The following is an 18,258-nucleotide window of genomic DNA, read 5'->3' on the forward strand; positions in this document are numbered from 1 at the left end:
TGGCGCCTCTTATATCGATAATCTCCCAGCGGGTAAAAAAGATTTTTTCAATCGGTTGATAAAGAAACCTAATAGTCACTCAATCGTCCGAAGTCTTGTGCTTGTATTCGCACAGGTCTTCGATGCGGCAACTGCCACACCGCGGCTTGCGGGCCAGGCACACATAGCGCCCGTGGAGGATCAGCCAGTGGTGGGAATCAAGCAAAAATTGCTTGGGCACAAACTTCATCAACTTGGTCTCGACCTCCACCACGTTCTTGCCTGGCGCTATACCCGTTCGGTTGCTCACCCGGAAAATGTGAGTGTCAACGGCCATGGTCAATTGCCGAAATGCGGTGTTGAGGACCACATTTGCTGTTTTGCGACCCACGCCCGGCAGCGCTTCCAGTTCTTCGCGGGTTTGCGGCACTTCACCGCCGTGGCGTTCCACCAACAGGCGACAGGTCTCGATGACATTCTTCGCCTTGCTGTTGAACAGGCCGATGGTCTTGATGTACTCCGACAGACCCTCGATCCCCAGCGCATGAATGGCCGCCGGAGTATTGGCGACCGGGTAAAGCCTGGCTGTGGCTTTGTTGACGCCTACGTCGGTTGACTGCGCCGAGAGGATTACCGCGATCAGTAGTTCGAACGCAGAAGAGTAGGCAAGCTCGGTTTTCGGTTCCGGGTTGTCTTCATGCAGCCTGCGGAAAATTTCCAGACGTTTTGCGGCATTCATGTGAAGTGCGTTTCCTCGCAGGAGTCAATTCGATGAGATGGGGCGCGCCCAGGCTTGCCGTGCAGCGATCAGCAGTCCGAGCACAATGAACCCCCCCGGGGCCAGCGTGGCCAGGCGCAGCCCGCTGTCGCCAAGCAGCTCGCGCAACAGGCCCAGGCCTACCATCAGTACGCCAAATATTGCGGCCTGGCGCAGGCGATCAAGCACTGGGCGCTGATGAAATCCACTGTATTCGAGCACCACGCATTGCAAGGCAATCAGTCCTGAGTAAAGTCCCAGTTGCTGGTGCCACTGCAAGGCCATAGCTTGCAGGGCCAGTTGCAGGCAACTGGTGAACGTTGCCGCGACGATCACTGCGGCCACCAGCCGGCTTGCGGGCGTCAGCCGCAGGCGCAGCCCCGCCATGGCCAAGCCGAACACGCTGATGACGACAACGAACATCAGCCATACGCCCAGCGCGGGCATCCACGAATACGTGGCACCGATCAACGGTGTCAGCATCAGAGCACCTGGCAAGGATGACCTTTTCATTCGTCACTACCCCCAATCAAGGCCTGCCGATGTTCGTCGAAATAGCGTAACGCGTCATGGATGGCATTGATCGCCGCCCGTGAGGTGATGGTTGCGCCGGCAATCTGGTCGAACTGCCCCTGATCCTTTTTCAGCGCCCATCCCGCGTCGACAGGATCGGCGCGTGACCGGCCGGCAAACACCTGGAGCCAGCCCTGCGGCCAGTCGGCGATATGAGCGCCGAGCCCCGGAGTTTCCGAGTGCTTGAGGGTCTTGACTGCCAGCAGCCTGCCGTCGGGACCGATGGCGATCATCAAGTCAATGCTGCCCGCATAACCCAGGGTCTGGCTGCGCAGCAACAAGGCAATGACCTGTCCGGATCGCGTCGCGCGGTAGCCGCCGAGCAGGGTGCTATGGGCCAGCTTGACGTCGGCGAGGCTAAGCGGTTGCTCCAGTGGCTGATTGTCATAGCTGTCAGGCGCGAGCATGTCGAGCAAGTGACGACTGTCGAGCAGGCGTTGTTGCTCGGCAATACGCGGTGCGGCCGTATGCTGGACGAACCAGGTCCCGCCGGTGCCCAGCACCGCCAGTAACGCCAGGGTGGCAATGCTCGTGGTTCGATTCATCGCGCAAGCCTTTCCTGCCGCGACGCCACCAGTCGGTCCAGCGCGGGTACGCCCAGATTCATCAGCAGCACGGCAAACGCCACCCCATCAGGATAGCCACCCCAGGTGCGAATCACGTAGGTCAGCAGCCCCACGCCCGCGCCGAACAGCAGGCGCGCACCCGGGGTCCTGGGCCCGGACACCGGTTCGGTGGCGATGAAAAACGCGCCCAGCATGCTCGCGCCGGTCAACAGGTGAAACAGCGGCGAGCCATTGGAATCGGAGCCCGAGCCGTTCCAGCACAGCAGGCTGATGACGAACAGGCTGGACAGCATCCCGGCCGGCGCATGCCAGGTGAACACCCGGCGCTGCAGCAAAAAAACGCCCCCGGCGAGAAACGCCAGGTTGACCCATTCCACGCCGTGGCCACCATAGCGGCCGAACGCCGGATTGGCCGTGAACAGCTCGTCCATGGTCAGGCTTTTATTGATGCGCAGGCTGTCCAGCGCAGTGGCTTGGGCCCAGGCGTCCGGCGCCTGATCCACGCCAAGACCGAAGACGTGCTGCAGGCCCTTCAACAGGTCCATGCCATGGGACACCGGCCAATGCGTCAGCTGTTGCGGGAAACTCACCATCACCAAGGCGAAACCGAGCATCGCCGGGTTGAAGGGGTTGCTGCCGACGCCGCCGTACAGGTGCTTGCCGAATGCCATCGCGCAGAGGGCGGCGCTGACAGTCACCCACCAAGGGCAATACGGGGGCAGGGCCAGCGCCAGGAGTGTCGCCGTGACGAGCGCGCTGCCGTCTTGCAGGGTTGGCCACAACGGGCGCTTGCGCAAATGCAGCACCAGCGCTTCGGTGGCCAGGGCGGAAATACCCGCCAGAAGCAGATTGATCAGCATGCCCCAGCCGTTCAGCCAGAACATCACTGCCATACCGGGCAGCAGCGCCAACAGCACCAGCTTCATCGCCTGCTGCAAGCGCTCATCGACCGGTTCAAGGGGAGGCATGGGCGTGCACCAGTTTCGCCAAGGCCTGCTCGGCGGCTTCGAATTGCTGTTGCAGTACGATCAACTGCGATTGCTGGTCGAAGGTTGGGGGATGCCCGAACGCCTTGAGTGATTTGTTCAGCTGGGCGCGGCTCATGGCCACTTCAATCTTGGCCTTTTTCAACGCCGCGTCAGCGCCTGCGGCCTTCTGCGCGCGAACCCGTTCGAGGGCGGCCCGGACCGGATCCTGCGCAATCTCGTCAGCCTTGGGTACGGCCTGCTGCGCCCGGGCCAGGCGCTCGGCGATTCTCTGTTGTTCCTCGCGCTGCAAACGCGCATTGCGCTGTTCGAAGCGGCCGCGGGCGTGGTTGCGTTTGACGGCTCGTGCGCGGTGTTCTTCAAGGCTTATGGCGAGCCCACCGACGACCGGCACCACCGTTTTCAGTGGCAGCGGCCGCATCTCGATGCAATCCACCGGGCAGGGCGCTACGCAGAGATCACACCCGGTGCACTCATCGATGATTACGGTGTGCATCAATTTTGCCGCGCCGACAATCGCATCGACAGGGCAGGCCTGGATGCACTTGGTGCAACCAATGCACTCGGCTTCGCGTATGTAGGCAATTTGCGCCGGCGCCGCGCCGCGGCTGATATCCAGCTCCAGCACCGGAACCTTCAACAGCTCGGCGAGCGCGCTGATGGTCTCGTCGCCCCCGGGCGGGCATTTGTTGATCGGCTCCCCGGCGGCGATGCCTTCGGCGTAGGGTTTGCATCCTGGATGGCCGCACTTGCCGCATTGGGTCTGCGGCAGAAGGGCGTCGATGCGTTGAATCAGACTCATGTTTTGATCAGTCCGCTGAATCCGAGAAAAGCCACTGCGATCAGTCCGGCGCCTATCAGATCGATCGGCAGGCCGCGGAAGGGCAGGGGGACATCATTATCACGTGTACGTTGGCGCAAGTCGCTGAACAGGCTCAGCACCAGCCAGAAGCCCAAGCCCGCGCCGAGGCTGAGGGCCGTGGCGCGCAGCATACCCAGGTCGTCCCGCGCGTTGAGCAGCATCAGGCCCAGGACGGCGGCGTTGCCCAGTACCAGCGGCCATAGTCGTTCAAAGCAGAGCTGGGGCAATGCAGCAGACAGTAACTTCAGCACCGGACTGATCAGCAGCACGCTCAGCGGCAGGAAGACCAGCAATTGCAGCGATGTCAGTTGCAGGGGGACCAGCAGCCACCGATGGAGCGCATGAGCGAGCAGGCCGGCGATCAGCATCAGGCTCGTCGTGGCGATGCCCAGTGCATGCACCTGGCGGCGCTCGGCCCCCAGCAGTGGATCGACGCCCAGCGGCCAGTGCAACACGAAATTGTTGATCAGGGCTGCGCTGACAAGCGTAAGAATAATTTCGCTCATGATCGTCCGAGGTTGCAGGCTCCTATGGGGTAATTATGGGCCAGACATGAAAATCCCACAGTCATGCCGGGCACGACTGTGGGATCGGTCGAGCAGATCGAACCTTACTTGATGCGCTGACCTGGCTTGGCGCCGCTGTCCGGGCTGAGCAGGTAAATCTCTTCACCGCCTGGGCCCGCTGCCATCACCATGCCTTCGGAGATGCCGAACTTCATTTTTCGTGGCTTGAGGTTGGCGATCATCATGGTCAGGCGACCATTGAGCCTGGACGGATCAGGATAAGCGCTCTTGATCCCGGAGAACACATTGCGCTGCTCATCGCCGATGTCCAGGGTCAGGCGCAGCAGTTTGTCGGCACCTTCCACGGCTTCGGCCTTGAGGATCAGCGCAACGCGCAGGTCGACGGCGGCAAAGGCGTCGAACTCGATTTCCGGCGACAACGGATCCTTGGTCAACTCGCCGTTGCCGACCTGGGCAGCTTCGCCGGTGTCGGTGGCGCTGGCGGTCAGGTCTTCTTTCGAGGCGTCGGTCATGGCTTGCACTTTTACCGGGTCGATACGAGTCATCAACGGCTTGAACTCGTTCAACGGGTGGTTACTGAGCAGGGTAGCGTGGTCATTCCAGGTCAGCGGCGCGACGTTCAGGAACGCCTCGGCGTCGGCGGCCAGCAACGGCAGTACCGGCTTGAGGAAGATCACCAGCTGGCGGAACAGGTTGATACCCAGGGCACAGATGGCCTGGACTTCGTCCTGCTTGCCTTCCTGTTTGTTCAGCGACCAGGGTGCCTTGTCGGCGATCCACGCGTTGGCGCGGTCTGCCAGGCCCATGATCTCGCGCATGGCGCGGGCAAAGTCACGAGCCTCATAGGCCTCGGCGATGCTCGGTGCGGCAGCCAGGAACGCGTCGGTCAGTTCCGGTGCGACGTTGCCGGCCACCAATACGCCGGCGTTGCCTTTATGGATGAAGCCGGCACAGCGACTGGCGATGTTGACGACTTTGCCCACCAGGTCGGAGTTGACCTTCTGCACGAAGTCTTCAAGGTTCAGGTCCAGGTCATCGACGCCACGGCCCAGCTTGGCCGCGTAGTAGTACCGCAGGTACTCCGGGGACAAGTGGTCCAGGTAGGTCCGCGCCTTGACGAAGGTCCCGCGGGACTTGGACATTTTCTGGCCGTTGACGGTCAGGTAGCCGTGCACGTTGATGCCGGTCGGTTTACGGAAACCGGCGCCTTCAAGCATCGCTGGCCAGAACAGGGCGTGGAAGTTGACGATGTCCTTGCCGATGAAGTGGTACAGCTCGGCGGTGGAGTCCTTGGCCCAGAACGCGTCGAAGTCCAGGTCTGGACGACGCGCGCAGAGGTTCTTGAAGCTGGCCATGTAGCCGATTGGCGCGTCCAGCCAGACGTAAAAATACTTGCCTGGCTCACCCGGGATTTCGAACCCGAAGTACGGCGCGTCGCGGGAAATGTCCCACTGTTGCAGGCCTGCATCCAGCCATTCGGCGATCTTGTTCGCCACAGCGTCCTGCAGCGTACCGCTGCGGGTCCATGCCTGGAGCATTTCCTGGAAGTCCGGCAGCTTGAAGAAGAAGTGCTGGGAATCCTTGAGCACCGGGGTGGCGCCAGAGATCGCCGACTTCGGATCCTTCAGGTCGGTCGGTGCGTATGTCGCGCCGCATTTTTCACAGTTGTCGCCGTACTGGTCTTCAGTGCCGCATTTAGGGCAGGTGCCCTTGATGAAACGATCGGCCAGGAACATTTTCTTTTCCGGGTCGAAATACTGGGTGATCGAGCGCTGGTCAATGTGCCCGGCGTCACGCAGCTTCAGGTAGATCTGGCTCGACAGCTCACGGTTTTCTTCGGCGTGAGTGGAGTGGAAGTTGTCGAAGTCCACCAGAAACTCGGCAAAGTCGGCGCTGTGTTCGGCCTGGACGTTGGCGATCAGTTGCTCCGGAGTGATGCCTTCCTTTTCCGCGCGCAGCATGATGGCCGAACCGTGGGCGTCGTCGGCGCAGACATAGATGCATTGGTTGCCGCGGTGCTTCTGGAAGCGCACCCACATATCAGTCTGGATGTATTCCAGCATGTGGCCAAGATGGATCGAACCATTGGCATAGGGCAGGGCGCTGGTGACGAGGATCTTGCGTGGCTCGGACATGGGGCTCGGCTACTTGATGAAACGGAGGTCGGCCACTATAAAGCGCTGGCGCAGATTTTTCACCCCGTGAGGTTGTTTCCTCCGATGATTGAATCGGTGGTGCGGCCAAAAGCTCGCAGCCTTCGGCAGCGCCCACAGGCGCGTAGGCGCTGCCGAAGGCTCGGGCCGCGTTCGGACGATCTTTTCTCGGCATCCCGCGAAACGATCAGAACAGGTACGATACCCGCCTGATTTTCCAGTCTTGCTATCGGAGTTGCCCATGAGCGCCGTCAATCGCGCAGCGGTGGAAGCCGTCCTTCGCCAATACACCGACCCTTACCTGAACCAGGACCCGGTCAGCGCCGGGTGCGTGCGCACCATCGACATCCAGGGTGATCGCGTCAGCGTCCAGCTGGAGCTCGGTTACGCCGCCGGTCTGTTCAAGACGGGCTGGGCGCAGATGCTGGAAATGGCCCTCCAAAACCTGGACGGCGTGACCAGCGCCCGCGTTGATATCACCAGCGTCATCGCCGCACACAAGGCCCAGGCGCAGATTCCGGGCCTGGCCAACGTGAAGAACGTAGTCGCCGTGGCCTCCGGCAAAGGCGGCGTCGGCAAATCCACCACCGCTGCCAACCTGGCGCTGGCGCTGGCGCGCGAAGGCGCCAAGGTCGGTATTCTCGACGCGGACATCTACGGCCCGAGCCAAGGCATCATGTTCGGTATTGCCGAGGGCACACGGCCCAAGGTCAAGGATCAGAAATGGTTCGTGCCGATCGAGTCCCATGGCGTAGAAGTGATGTCCATGGCGTTCCTCACCGACGACAACACACCCATGGTCTGGCGCGGCCCGATGGTGTCCGGTGCGTTGTTGCAGCTGGTGACACAAACCGCTTGGGGCGACCTGGATTACCTGGTCATCGACATGCCGCCAGGCACCGGCGACATCCAGTTGACCCTGGCGCAGAAAGTCCCGGTGGCGGGTGCCGTGATCGTCACCACCCCGCAGGATCTGGCCCTGCTGGACGCCCGCAAAGGTGTCGAAATGTTCCGCAAGGTCAACATTCCGGTACTGGGTGTAGTGGAAAACATGGCCGTGCACATCTGCTCCAATTGCGGGCATGCCGAGCATCTGTTCGGTGAAGGCGGAGGAGTGAAGCTGGCCAATCAGTACGGCGTTGAACTGCTGGCCTCGTTGCCGCTGGCGATGGCTATCCGCGAGCAGGCCGATGGCGGCAAGCCCACGGTGATCGCCGAGCCGGACAGCCCGATTGCGCTGGTGTATCAGGAACTGGCTCGCCATGTAGGCGCGCGCATTGTGCTGCAGGAAGCGGCTTCGCCGGCGATGCCGAACATCACTATCAGCGACGATTGATCTGCTGATCGGCGTCGCTTGTTGAAAGATCGCAGCCTCGTTTCACTCGACAGCTCCTACACAGCTCCTACGGGAGAGGGGGCATTCCCTGTAGGAGCTGTCGAGCGAAGCGAGGCTGCGATCTCTTGATCTTGCTTTAGATCCGCAACCCGCCATCCATTTCCAGAATCCGCCCGGTGTAGTAGTCATTCTCGAAGATATAAGCTGCCGAATGCGCGATCTCGTCCGGTTTGCCCATGCGCTTGAGCGGAATACCGGCAGTCATTTTCTCCAACGCTTCAGGCTTCATGCCCAGGGTCATCTCGGTTTCGATAAAGCCTGGCGCAATGCCCGCTACGCGGATGCCGTAGCGTGCCAGTTCCTTGGCCCAGGTCACGGTGGCTGCGGCGACACCGGCCTTGGCTGCCGAGTAGTTGGTCTGGCCGACGTTGCCGGCGCGGGAAATCGACGAGATGTTAATGATCGCGCCGCTGTTGTTCAGCTCAACCATTTTCGCCGCGACCTCACGGGTGCACAGGAACACGCCGGTCAGGTTCACATCGATAACCGCCTGCCACTGGGCCAGGCTCATCTTGCTCATTACGCCGTCCTTGACCTTTAGCAGCAAGCCATCACGCAGGATGCCGGCGTTGTTGATCAGGCCATGGATTGCGCCGAAATCCTCGGCTACCTGGGCGACCATGTGCGACACCTGTTCTTCATTGGCGACGTTGCACAGGTAGGCACGGGCCTCGACCCCTTGGGCCTTGCACGCGGCAACCGCAGCGTCGAGTTTTTCCTGATTCAAGTCCACCAGCGCCAATTTGGCGCCTTTTGTTGCGAAATACTCGGCCATCGAACGGCCTAAACCCTGGCAACCGCCAGTGATAATGATTACTTTGTCAGTGAGTTGCATTCGCATGCCCTGGTCGCAGTTTGAGGGGTCTTCCTTCTAGAGAGCCGCCCTTATCTGCACCGGTCGTGGACGGGTTGCACATGAGAATTGCCCGATGGCGACTGGGAACTTATCCCCAGTCGCCCGTCCGTTTTTTCGACGGATTCTATATAAGGAGTCATAAATTGAGCGTTGAAGCGGCCAAGAATGCCCGAGAATTGCTTCTCAAGGAATACCGTGGCGTGCTGTCGACCCACTCCAAGGCCATGCCCGGTTTTCCATTCGGTTCTGTCGTCCCGTATTGCCTGGACGAGCAGGGGCGGCCGCTGATCCTGATCAGCCGCATCGCCCAGCACACCCATAACTTGCACAAAGATCCAAAATGCTCGTTGTTCGTGGGCGAGCGTGGCGCTGAAGACGTGCAGGCCGTCGGCCGCCTCACCTACCTCGCCGAAGCCGAAAAAATCGACGACCCCACGGCCATCGAGGCTGCCGCAGAGCGTTATTACCGCTATTTCCCTGATTCGCAGAATTATCACCAGGCCCATGATTTCGACTTCTGGATGCTCAATCCCGTGCGCCATCGCTACATCGGCGGTTTCGGCGCGATCCACTGGGTGGATCAACTGACCCTGGCCAACCCCTTCGCCGGGAAGGCGGAAGCGAGCATGGTCGAGCACATGAACGCCGATCATGGCAAAGCCATCGCGCACTATGTAGAACTGGCCGGCCTGCCCAAAACCGAGCCGGCCCTGCTGGCGGGTATCGATACCGAAGGCATGCACCTGCGCATCGGTCAGAGCCTGTACTGGCTACCGTTCCAAACGCCGTGTAATACGCCGACACAAGTGCGCGAAGCCTTGGTTTTCCTGGCTCACGCCGAGCATTGGCCAAAAAATCCGGTGGCCGGCGCTTGAATTCACGAAATGGCGACGTCATCTAGGGATTACTGGCAAGGCATTCTTGCGTTGAGGAACCATTTGATGCGCCCTTTTTTATTGCTCTTTGTACTGTTTCCGGTGTTGGAGCTGTTCGTATTCGTCAAGGTGAGTGGGGCGATCGGGTTTTTCCCGGCCCTGCTCCTGGTGATTCTCGGCTCGATGCTCGGCGTGTTCGTGCTGCGTATCGCCGGGCTGGCCACTGCGTTGCGTGCTCGTGAAAGCCTGAACCGCGGCGAATTGCCTGCCCAGACCATGCTTGAGGGCCTGATGCTGGCTCTGGCCGGTGGTCTGTTGATCCTGCCGGGTTTCGTCACTGACGTCCTGGGCCTGATCATGCTGCTGCCGATCTCCCGTCGACTGCTGGCCAACAAGATGCGCCAGCGCGCCGAAGAAGCGGCGATCCGTCAGCGCGCATTTGCCGACGACCTGCAGCCGCGGGGCGGCCCCGCTCCACGACAACCGCTGGGTCGTGAGCCTGATGTGATCGAAGGCGAGTTCGAACACCGCGATTCCAAGTAACACCTTCCATCGACACGGCACCCTCGGGTGCCGTGTTCATTTGCAGGCGCTCCAGCTAAAAAATTTTCAATGCCCACTCTTGTAATAAGCTTATGTGCCCATATGTAACGGTCACCGCAAGGTTTCTGGCGATCACGCCAGACAGACTTCCGCGTCACGCTCGTCGAGACGCACCCGGCACCGCCGGATTTGTTAAACCCGCCGGGACTACACCGGCCGATGAAAACCACAATTAGGAGAGATCGACAATGAAGCTTCGTCCTCTGCATGACCGCGTCGTCATCCGTCGCAGCGAAGAAGAAAAGAAAACCGCTGGCGGTATCGTCCTGCCAGGTTCGGCTGCTGAAAAAGCCAACAGCGGCGAGATCCTCGCTGTCGGTACCGGCCGCGTGCTGGACAACGGTGAAGTGCGTGCGCTGGCCGTGAAAGTGGGTGACAAGGTTGTGTTCGGCCCTTACTCCGGCAGCAACACTGTGAAAGTTGACGGCGAAGACCTGCTGGTAATGGCTGAGAACGAGATTCTCGCTGTTATCGAAGGCTGATACCCCGCTCATTTTCCCGCTACTACAAAGTATTTAAGGAATATCGATCATGGCTGCTAAAGAAGTTAAATTCGGCGATTCCGCCCGCAAGAAAATGCTCGCCGGTGTCAACGTCCTGGCTGACGCAGTAAAAGCGACCCTGGGCCCTAAAGGCCGTAACGTGATCATCGAGAAGAGCTTCGGCGCTCCGACCATCACCAAGGACGGCGTTTCCGTAGCCAAAGAAATCGAGCTGAAAGATCGCTTCGAAAACATGGGCGCGCAGCTGGTCAAAGACGTTGCCTCCCGTGCCAACGATGACGCAGGCGACGGCACCACCACCGCTACCGTTCTGGCTCAATCGATCGTCAACGAAGGCCTGAAAGCCGTCGCTGCCGGCATGAACCCGATGGACCTGAAGCGCGGCATCGACAAAGCGACCATCGCTATCGTCAAAGAGCTCAAAGCCCTGTCCAAGCCTTGCGCTGACACCAAGGCCATCGCTCAGGTCGGCACCATTTCGGCCAACTCCGACAGCTCCATCGGCGACATCATTGCCGAAGCCATGGAAAAAGTCGGTAAAGAAGGCGTGATCACCGTTGAAGAAGGCTCGGGCCTGGAAAACGAACTGTCGGTTGTAGAAGGCATGCAGTTCGACCGTGGTTACCTGTCCCCGTACTTCGTCAACAAGCCAGAAACCATGACTGCCGAGCTCGACGGTCCGCTGATCCTGCTGGTCGACAAAAAGATCTCCAACATCCGCGAAATGTTGCCAGTACTGGAAGCCGTTGCAAAAGCCGGCCGTCCACTGCTGATCGTTGCTGAAGACGTTGAAGGCGAAGCCCTGGCGACTCTGGTTGTGAACAACATGCGTGGCATCGTTAAAGTCGCAGCCGTCAAGGCTCCAGGCTTCGGCGACCGTCGCAAGGCCATGCTGCAGGACATCGCTGTTCTGACTGGCGGTACCGTAATCTCCGAAGAGATCGGTCTGAGCCTGGAAAGCACTACCCTGGAACACCTGGGTAATGCCAAGCGCGTGATCCTGTCCAAAGAAAACACCACCGTGATCGACGGTGCCGGCGTTGAGGCTGATATCCAGGCTCGCGTCCTGCAGATCCGTCAGCAAGTGGCTGACACTTCGTCCGACTACGACCGTGAAAAACTGCAAGAGCGTCTGGCCAAGCTGTCCGGCGGCGTTGCAGTGATCAAGGTTGGCGCTGGTTCCGAAGTTGAAATGAAAGAGAAGAAAGCCCGCGTTGAAGACGCCCTGCACGCTACCCGTGCAGCCGTTGAAGAAGGCGTGGTACCTGGCGGCGGCGTGGCACTGGTTCGCGCTCTGCAGGCTATCTCCGAACTGAAAGGCGACAACGCCGATCAAGACGTTGGTATCCAGTTGCTGCGTCGCGCTGTTGAAGCGCCACTGCGCCAGATCGTTGCCAACTCCGGCGACGAGCCAAGCGTAGTAGTCGACAAGGTCAAGCAGGGTTCGGGTAACTACGGTTACAACGCTGCTACCGGCGAATACGGCGACATGATCGAAATGGGCATCCTTGACCCGGCTAAAGTGACTCGTTCGGCTCTTCAGGCAGCGGCTTCCATCGCCAGCCTGATGATCACCACCGAAGCGATGATCGCCGAGATCAAGGACGACGCTCCAGCTGGCGGCGGTATGCCAGACATGGGCGGCATGGGCGGTATGGGCGGCATGATGTAAGCCAGCCTCACCCCTTGCATAAAAACCCCGCCTGCGTGAAGCAGGCGGGGTTTTTTATTGGCTGTCATAAAGACAAAGTCAAAAGATCGTCCGATCGCGGCCCGAGCCTTCGGCAGCTCCTACAGGGTGATTGCATATTCCCGTAGGAGCTGCCGAAGGCTGCGATCTTTTGATCTTTTGATCTTTTGATCTTTTGATCTTTTGATCTTTTATCTTCTGTCAGGCGCCTGCAGGTGCCGCCTCGGCAACCGCTTCAACCCGGCAAGCCGGTCGATAAAGAATGTAGTAATACGCCCCCAAACAGATCAGCCAGCAGAAAATTGCCGTCCACACGTTATGGGAAAAGAAGTGTGCGCCTTGCATCATCCGGCTCACCGAAAACACCGTGCCCAGGGCAAAGGCGAATACGAACGCCTGCCGCGCCAGGCGCGGGCGACGATCACGCAGGGCGAAGAACAAGGCGAACAAGGTAAAACCGGTGGCCGCATGCCCACCCGGCCAGCACCGGCCAGGCTTGTCGGTGGCGGGCCGCGGGCTGAGCAATTCACTGTAGGTCTCATGCCCGCCGAATTGTTCCAGGCTCCAGGGGCACTGCACGGCCGTGACCGCTTTCATGGGCGTAACAAAGGAAGTGGCCAGCGCCAGTGACAGGACCAGGCAACCCAGCTCGCGCTTGAATGGCTTGAGCCTGTCGATGAAAAACGCCCCGGTGAAGCCCAGTATGGCGAACACCGAAAAGATTATGACGACCTGCTTGGCGCGGTCATGCAGGATGTCCTCCAGGAAGTAGCTGTGGCGCCCGATAAACTGCCCGGCAACCGGATCATAAAACAGCCTGGCCAAATCCATATCCAGTGAGGTCAGTTCGAGCAGTACCAGGATGATTGCGGCAATCGCGGGTACTCCCAAGCACACCCAGAAGTTGAGGGGGCGTGAGATGGGGCGGACAACAGTTGATGGCATGGTGAGTCCTGAACAGAGGAAAATGCCCCCAGCATCAGCCCGGGGACATTCGGTTAGCGTTCGCCGACTTGGAGGTCGCCATCCTTGGGCGCTTTCCAACCAAGCAGCTGTTGCTTGAAGCCATAGCTGGCGGTTTGGTAATAGGTAATGGCGCGAGTGATCAGCGGGTCACTGGCTTGTGCCTTCGATTCGCGGCTTTCGGTCAACGCATCGTCATGCCGGCGCAGCCCTTGGCGCGGGCTGAGGATCGCCAGGTCTTTACCGTCGAACAGTCCCAAGTATTGATAGTTGCCAACGACCACCCGTGGTGGCAACGGATTATCCTGTAACAGATTGCGGCCAAAGAATGTCGATTGGTAGTCCATATTCAGCAAACCCAGCAGGGTGGGTGCCAGATCAATCTGGCTGGCCAGTTGCGCAGTTTCCCGCGCATCAATCAATTTGGGCGCATAGATGAACAAGGGAATCTGGTAGTTGCTGATCGGCAAGTCTTCCTTGCCGGCGCTGCCCGCCGTGTGATCGGCGACGAACACGAAGATCGTATTGTCGAACCAAGGCTTCTGGCGCGCTTGCTCAAGGAACTGTCCGATGGCGTAGTCGGTGTACTTCACTGCGCCGTCGCGTCCGTTGCCGGACTTGATGTCGATCCGGTTGTCAGGGTAAGTGTAAGGACGATGGTTGGAGGTGGTCATCAGTTGCAGCAGGAATGGCTGCTGTTTGGCGTAATCGGCGTCGGCCAGCTTCAGAGTCTGGGTATAGAGGTCTTCGTCGGCCATTCCCCAAGCGTTCTTGAAGTGAATTTCTGCTTCATCGACACTGCTCTGATCGACCACGCGATAACCGTTGCCGCTGAAAAAAGCATTCATATTGTCGAAGTAACCGCGCCCGCCATAGACGAACACGCTGTCGTAACCGACGGCATTGAGCTGTTGGCCCAGGCTGGCGAAACCGCTTTCGCGACCTACGCGTTTAACGATTGAGCGCCCCGGCGTCGGTGGGATCGCCAGGGTAATGGCTTCCAGACCTCGGTCGGTGCGGGTCCCGGTGGCGTAGAAATTGTTGAAGTACAGGCTCTCTTTACGCAGTGCATCGAGGTTTGGCGTCAGATTGCGTTCATCGCCGTTGCTGCCCATATACTTGGCGCTGAAGCTTTCGAGGGTCACTAGCACGATGTTAGGGGTGCGCGCGGTACCCGGGTTATCGATGTTGCGACGAATGTCTTGCGGGTCCTGGCCAACGAAACGAACGTTTGGCTCGCTTAGCTCTACACGGATCTGCTGGGCAACTACTTTAGACGGCAGGCTTTCATAGAACTGTTGGTAATCCAGTTCGTTGTTCCGGAATGCGGCGAAGAACTGGTAGGGGCCATTGCTCGCCAGTTCGTTTTCGTAGGCGTTGCCGCCTTGGACGCGCGGTGCGTCCTGGCTGAGCAGCTGCAGGCTCAGGCCTGCGATGATCAACAGGCCCAAGGCACTGAGCAGGCGTCGGCGTAGCGGGGGTAGCGGGGCGTCCAGCGCGGCATTGAATGGCTTGCGCAGCACAAAACTCAGGACCACGGCGAGCACCGCAAGGATGCTCAGCAACTGGCCGATCGGGTAAGACTCCAGCAAGTTGTTCAATACCTCGTCGGAGTACACCAGGTAGTCGACCGCGATGAAGTTGAAGCGCACACCGAACTCGTCCCAGAACAACCACTCGGCGACGCAGGTGAACAGCATGGCGAACAGGCTGATCGTCAGCAGCCCCTGTAAAAACCATCGATGGCCACGGCGGCGCCACAAGGCTGGCGGGCAGAGCAGGAGATAGAGGCCCATCGGCAAAGCCGCATAGGCCAGGAAGCCCAAGTCGTAAAGAAGACCGATCCCAAAAACCGACCGAAAGCCGTTACCGGCCTCATCCAGGTGAGTAAGCAGCAGAGCTGTTCGGGTCAGAAAGAAAATTACCAGCCATGCACCGGTGACGAGCAATAACAAGCGCATCGGCGCAGTTTTGAAAACATCCATTAGTAACATTCCTTTTTTCACAATCCGCGCGAATTTAGCCCTCCAACTGTAGTGGACTTGTGAGCTGATAGTGAAAAACTCGTCAACCCTGGCTTTTGATAGATTGAACTGAGGCCGGCGATACCCCTGGCTCTGAGCCACCTGAGGCCTTAAGCTGCGCGGGCCATGACGGCTGTTACTGTGTAGAGGAGTACCCATGCGAATTCTGGTGGTTGAAGACAACCGCGATATCCTCGCCAATCTGGCCGATTACCTGGGGCTCAAGGGTTACACCGTGGATTGCGCGCAGGACGGCTTGTCGGGCCTGCACCTGGCCGCCACCGAGCATTACGACTTGATCGTGCTCGATATCATGCTGCCCGGCATCGATGGCTACACGTTGTGCAAACGGCTACGCGAAGACGCGCGCCGCGACACCCCGGTGATCATGCTGACCGCGCGCGATCAGCTGGACGACCGACTGCTGGGGTTCAAGTCCGGCGCTGATGACTACCTGGTCAAACCCTTCGCGCTGTCCGAGCTGGCAGCACGCATCGAAGCCGTCATGCGCCGTGCCCAAGGTGGCGGCCGCCGAATCCTGCAGGTCGGTGATTTGCAATATGACCTCGATACCCTGGAGGTCACTCGCGAAGGGCGCCTGCTCAAACTCAACCCGGTGGGCCTGAAATTGCTCGCGGTGCTGATGCAAAAAAGTCCACACGTACTGCGTCGCGAAATTCTAGAAGAAGCGTTGTGGGGTGATGATTGCCCGGACAGCGACAGCCTGCGCAGTCATGTCCACCAGTTGCGCCAGGTGATCGACAAACCGTTTGCCAAACCCTTGTTGCAAACAGTGCACGGTGTCGGTTATCGCCTGGCCGAGGGTCGAGATGGAGTTTAGACAGAGCCTCGCTCAACGGATCATCATCGCCTTTGCGTTGATGAGCGCGCTGGTGGCGGGCGCCTTTGCCATGGGCATCGTCGCGACTGTGCACCTGGTCGAGGAAAAACTGATTTCCGCGGGACTGGGCGGTGACCTGCAGCGTCTGCTGTTGATGGACAGCGTGGCTGACTGGAGCCATCGACCGGAGCCGGACCAGCTGTTCTATTTCAGCGGCGGCCCGGGTGATTTCGATGTACCCAAGGACCTGCGCCACCTGGACCCGGGATTCCACGAAGTGTTTCGTGACCAGCTGTCGTATCACGCGATGGTCGAGGTCGTCGACGGCCGGCGCTACGTGCTGCTGCAGGACCAGAGCGATTTCGAAGAACGCGAGCGGGTGCTGTTTGCCGTAGTGCTGGTGGGCTTTGTCCTGAGCCTGGCGCTGGCGGTATTTCTCGGCTGGGTGCTGGCTCGTAAGGTCATGGCGCCGGTAGTGCGCCTGGCCCGGCAAGTGCGCCATCGCGACCAACTGCTGGGTATGGCGCCACCGCTTGCACCGGACTACGCCGCTGATGAAGTGGGCGAACTGGCCGTGGCCTTCGACGCCACGCTCGGGCGCCTGCGCCAGGCGTTGACCCGGGAGCGGTTGTTCACCAGTGACGTCAGTCACGAGCTGCGCACGCCATTGATGGTGCTGGCCAGTTCCTGCGAACTGTTGCTGGAGAATCCTGCTATCGACCCGCGTGGGCGCGCGCAGGTCGAGCGCATCGCCCGCGCCTGCGCAGAAATGCGCGAGCTGGTGCAAACATTCCTCGTATTGGCCCGCGCGCAACGCGAGGATGCCAGCATGGCACCTCAGCAAAGCCTCAGTGAAGTGGCCGACGGTTTGCTCAACCTCTGGCGCGAGCCGATCGAGAACAAAGGGCTGGAGTTGCAGTTTGTGCCGGGCGATCCGGCCGGCACCCGCTACAACGCCACCCTCCTGCATGCGGTGATGGGCAACCTGTTGCGCAATGCACTGCATTACACCGAGCAGGGGTTCATCCGCCTGACCCTGACGCCGACGGGGTTCCTGGTAGAAGACAGTGGGGTCGGTATTCCCGAAGAGAAACGCGAGGCGATGTTCGAGCCGTTCGTGCGGGGTGCCGAGAAACGCGGCGAAGGCCTGGGCCTGGGGCTTTCGCTGGTGCAAAGGATCTGCGAGAACCAGGGCTGGAGCGTCAGCCTGACCACGATGGAGCCCAACGGCTGCCGATTTAAAGTAGAGCTGCATCCGGTAGATGTGAGCTGACTGATCCCTTCCTGCAGCACTGGCCCATAGATATTATGCGCGCCATGTAGAACCCTGAAATACTTCAGGGTTTTACATAACAAATCTTTCACAAAGTCATGACCTGACGCTGACATGGCCCTACCTATGGTGGTCGTCATCAGCAATTAGGAAACTTGGCTATGGACAATCCGATCAAACTCGATTTTTCCAAAAAGTATGACGATCAACATGCTTTAAGATACCTTCAGAAACATAAGAACGGTTTGGGCCGCCGCCTGTCTCATTGGCGGGATATTCAGCTGGCGCGTAAAGCGCTGACGTTGGCGGGCGAGCCCGGACTGGTCCTTGATTTACCCTGTGGTGCCGGACGTTTCTGGCCTTTGCTGGCTGAGAAGAGCAATCGAGCCATTATCGGAGCCGACAACTCCGAATCGATGCTCAACGTCGCTATGCAGGCGCAACCTGCCGACGTGGTGAAAAGGGTACAACCCTTGCAGACATCTGCATTCGACATTGCCTTACCCGATAACGCCGTCGACAGTATTTTTTGCATGCGTCTGTTGCACCACATCGGTGAGGCCGAGCATCGATTGGCCATTTTGCGTGAATTCGAGCGAGTCACCCGTGACAGCGTGATCATTTCTCTGTGGGTGGACGGCAATTTCAAGGCCTGGAAACGCAAGCGCTCGGAGAGCACTCGCGGGCAGGAAGGTTACCAGAACCGTTTTGTGTTACCGGTTGTTACGGTCGAAAAAGAATTTGAGCAAGCCGGTTTCCGTATCCAGGAACGGATGGATTTTTTACCGCTCTATGCCATGTGGCGAGTTTACGTATTACGCAAGAGGTAAC

General features: G+C 59.4%; 17 protein-coding genes and 1 pseudogene. 8 read left to right on the forward strand and 10 right to left on the reverse strand.

Annotated elements, in window-relative coordinates; all coding sequences use genetic code 11:
* Window positions 1-79: 79 nt before the first annotated feature.
* The 7 genes and pseudogenes from nth to metG form a co-directional block, all read right to left on the reverse strand.
* Window positions 80-718, reverse strand: a complete 639-nt coding sequence (nth, locus tag IMW75_RS01130; RefSeq protein WP_045057998.1) for an endonuclease III — start codon at window positions 716-718, stop codon at window positions 80-82.
* A 24-nt stretch (window positions 719-742) separates the two neighbouring features.
* Window positions 743-1,219 carry an Rnf-Nqr domain containing protein gene (locus IMW75_RS01135; RefSeq protein WP_236695831.1) on the reverse strand — a complete coding sequence of 159 codons (477 nt, stop codon included), beginning with the start codon at window positions 1,217-1,219 and terminating at the stop codon, window positions 743-745.
* A gap of 26 nt (window positions 1,220-1,245) precedes the next feature.
* Window positions 1,246-1,854: an RnfABCDGE type electron transport complex subunit G gene (locus IMW75_RS01140; protein WP_045057996.1), complete on the reverse strand. Its 609-nt coding sequence runs from the start codon at window positions 1,852-1,854 to the stop codon at window positions 1,246-1,248.
* Window positions 1,851-2,843 (reverse strand): RnfABCDGE type electron transport complex subunit D, encoded by a 993-nt coding sequence (locus IMW75_RS01145; RefSeq protein ID WP_205891659.1) that lies wholly within the window; start codon window positions 2,841-2,843, stop codon window positions 1,851-1,853. The genes IMW75_RS01140 and IMW75_RS01145 overlap by 4 nt, the downstream gene beginning before the upstream one ends.
* 424 nt (window positions 2,844-3,267) lie before the next feature.
* Window positions 3,268-3,642: pseudogene (rsxB, locus tag IMW75_RS27290) on the reverse strand (electron transport complex subunit RsxB); the annotation flags it as partial.
* 17 nt (window positions 3,643-3,659) lie between these two features.
* Window positions 3,660-4,229: an electron transport complex protein RnfA gene (locus IMW75_RS01155; RefSeq protein WP_045057994.1), complete on the reverse strand. Its 570-nt coding sequence runs from the start codon at window positions 4,227-4,229 to the stop codon at window positions 3,660-3,662.
* 104 nt (window positions 4,230-4,333) lie between these two features.
* Entirely contained in the window at window positions 4,334-6,385 is a 2,052-nt protein-coding gene (metG, locus tag IMW75_RS01160) for a methionine--tRNA ligase (protein ID WP_205891660.1), read from the reverse strand.
* Window positions 6,386-6,644: 259 nt separating this feature from the next.
* On the opposite strand from metG, the gene apbC reads away from it, so the two are divergent.
* Window positions 6,645-7,739 carry an iron-sulfur cluster carrier protein ApbC gene (gene apbC / locus IMW75_RS01165; protein WP_045057992.1) on the forward strand — a complete coding sequence of 365 codons (1,095 nt, stop codon included), beginning with the start codon at window positions 6,645-6,647 and terminating at the stop codon, window positions 7,737-7,739.
* 136 nt (window positions 7,740-7,875) lie between these two features.
* Here the strand turns inward: apbC and IMW75_RS01170 are convergent, their stop codons facing one another.
* Window positions 7,876-8,634, reverse strand: a complete 759-nt coding sequence (locus IMW75_RS01170; RefSeq protein WP_045057991.1) for an SDR family oxidoreductase — start codon at window positions 8,632-8,634, stop codon at window positions 7,876-7,878.
* A 164-nt stretch (window positions 8,635-8,798) separates the two neighbouring features.
* Between IMW75_RS01170 and IMW75_RS01175 the strand changes: the two genes are divergently transcribed.
* The 4 genes from IMW75_RS01175 to groL all read left to right on the forward strand — a co-directional run bounded on the left by IMW75_RS01175 (window position 8,799) and on the right by groL (window position 12,308).
* On the forward strand, window positions 8,799-9,530 hold the full coding sequence (locus IMW75_RS01175; RefSeq protein WP_205891661.1) for a HugZ family pyridoxamine 5'-phosphate oxidase: 732 nt from the start codon (window positions 8,799-8,801) through the stop codon (window positions 9,528-9,530).
* 66 nt (window positions 9,531-9,596) lie between these two features.
* Entirely contained in the window at window positions 9,597-10,073 is a 477-nt protein-coding gene (locus IMW75_RS01180) for an FxsA family protein (protein ID WP_045057989.1), read from the forward strand.
* Between the two features lie 248 nt (window positions 10,074-10,321).
* A complete protein-coding gene (locus tag IMW75_RS01185) occupies window positions 10,322-10,615 on the forward strand; it encodes a co-chaperone GroES (RefSeq protein WP_019827816.1) in 294 nt (97 codons plus the stop codon).
* A 49-nt stretch (window positions 10,616-10,664) separates the two neighbouring features.
* Window positions 10,665-12,308 carry a chaperonin GroEL gene (gene groL, locus IMW75_RS01190; RefSeq protein ID WP_045057988.1) on the forward strand — a complete coding sequence of 548 codons (1,644 nt, stop codon included), beginning with the start codon at window positions 10,665-10,667 and terminating at the stop codon, window positions 12,306-12,308.
* Window positions 12,309-12,527: 219 nt separating this feature from the next.
* Here the strand turns inward: groL and IMW75_RS01195 are convergent, their stop codons facing one another.
* Entirely contained in the window at window positions 12,528-13,271 is a 744-nt protein-coding gene (locus IMW75_RS01195; RefSeq protein WP_045057987.1) for a phosphatase PAP2 family protein, read from the reverse strand.
* Between the two features lie 53 nt (window positions 13,272-13,324).
* Entirely contained in the window at window positions 13,325-15,274 is a 1,950-nt protein-coding gene (locus IMW75_RS01200) for an LTA synthase family protein (protein WP_205891662.1), read from the reverse strand.
* 196 nt (window positions 15,275-15,470) lie between these two features.
* Between IMW75_RS01200 and colR the strand changes: the two genes are divergently transcribed.
* From colR to IMW75_RS01215, 3 genes are all read left to right on the forward strand, one after another.
* Window positions 15,471-16,154, forward strand: a complete 684-nt coding sequence (gene colR / locus IMW75_RS01205) for a response regulator transcription factor (protein ID WP_205891663.1) — start codon at window positions 15,471-15,473, stop codon at window positions 16,152-16,154.
* Complete coding sequence (locus tag IMW75_RS01210; protein ID WP_205891664.1) at window positions 16,144-17,427, forward strand: sensor histidine kinase; 1,284 nt, start codon at window positions 16,144-16,146, stop codon at window positions 17,425-17,427. Before colR ends, IMW75_RS01210 begins: the two co-directional genes overlap by 11 nt.
* 161 nt (window positions 17,428-17,588) lie before the next feature.
* Window positions 17,589-18,257 (forward strand): class I SAM-dependent methyltransferase, encoded by a 669-nt coding sequence (locus IMW75_RS01215; RefSeq protein ID WP_205891665.1) that lies wholly within the window; start codon window positions 17,589-17,591, stop codon window positions 18,255-18,257.
* Window position 18,258: the final 1 nt, after the last annotated feature.

The sequence above is a fragment of the Pseudomonas gregormendelii genome (assembly GCF_017114825.1).
In the GTDB taxonomy this organism is placed as follows: Bacteria; Pseudomonadota; Gammaproteobacteria; order Pseudomonadales; family Pseudomonadaceae; genus Aquipseudomonas; species Aquipseudomonas gregormendelii.

Coding starts and splice junctions, on each gene's coding strand:
- nth (WP_045057998.1), bottom strand. CDS start 718: ATGAATGCCGCAAAACGTCTGGAAATTTTCCGCAGGCTGCATGAAGAC.
- groL (WP_045057988.1), top strand. CDS start 10,665: ATGGCTGCTAAAGAAGTTAAATTCGGCGATTCCGCCCGCAAGAAAATG.
- IMW75_RS01215 (WP_205891665.1), top strand. CDS start 17,589: ATGGACAATCCGATCAAACTCGATTTTTCCAAAAAGTATGACGATCAA.
- IMW75_RS01140 (WP_045057996.1), bottom strand. CDS start 1,854: ATGAATCGAACCACGAGCATTGCCACCCTGGCGTTACTGGCGGTGCTG.
- IMW75_RS01135 (WP_236695831.1), bottom strand. CDS start 1,219: ATGCTGACACCGTTGATCGGTGCCACGTATTCGTGGATGCCCGCGCTG.
- IMW75_RS01180 (WP_045057989.1), top strand. CDS start 9,597: ATGCGCCCTTTTTTATTGCTCTTTGTACTGTTTCCGGTGTTGGAGCTG.
- colR (WP_205891663.1), top strand. CDS start 15,471: ATGCGAATTCTGGTGGTTGAAGACAACCGCGATATCCTCGCCAATCTG.
- IMW75_RS01145 (WP_205891659.1), bottom strand. CDS start 2,843: ATGCCTCCCCTTGAACCGGTCGATGAGCGCTTGCAGCAGGCGATGAAG.
- IMW75_RS01210 (WP_205891664.1), top strand. CDS start 16,144: ATGGAGTTTAGACAGAGCCTCGCTCAACGGATCATCATCGCCTTTGCG.
- IMW75_RS01155 (WP_045057994.1), bottom strand. CDS start 4,229: ATGAGCGAAATTATTCTTACGCTTGTCAGCGCAGCCCTGATCAACAAT.
- IMW75_RS01170 (WP_045057991.1), bottom strand. CDS start 8,634: ATGCAACTCACTGACAAAGTAATCATTATCACTGGCGGTTGCCAGGGT.
- IMW75_RS01195 (WP_045057987.1), bottom strand. CDS start 13,271: ATGCCATCAACTGTTGTCCGCCCCATCTCACGCCCCCTCAACTTCTGG.
- IMW75_RS01200 (WP_205891662.1), bottom strand. CDS start 15,274: ATGGATGTTTTCAAAACTGCGCCGATGCGCTTGTTATTGCTCGTCACC.
- IMW75_RS01185 (WP_019827816.1), top strand. CDS start 10,322: ATGAAGCTTCGTCCTCTGCATGACCGCGTCGTCATCCGTCGCAGCGAA.
- apbC (WP_045057992.1), top strand. CDS start 6,645: ATGAGCGCCGTCAATCGCGCAGCGGTGGAAGCCGTCCTTCGCCAATAC.
- metG (WP_205891660.1), bottom strand. CDS start 6,385: ATGTCCGAGCCACGCAAGATCCTCGTCACCAGCGCCCTGCCCTATGCC.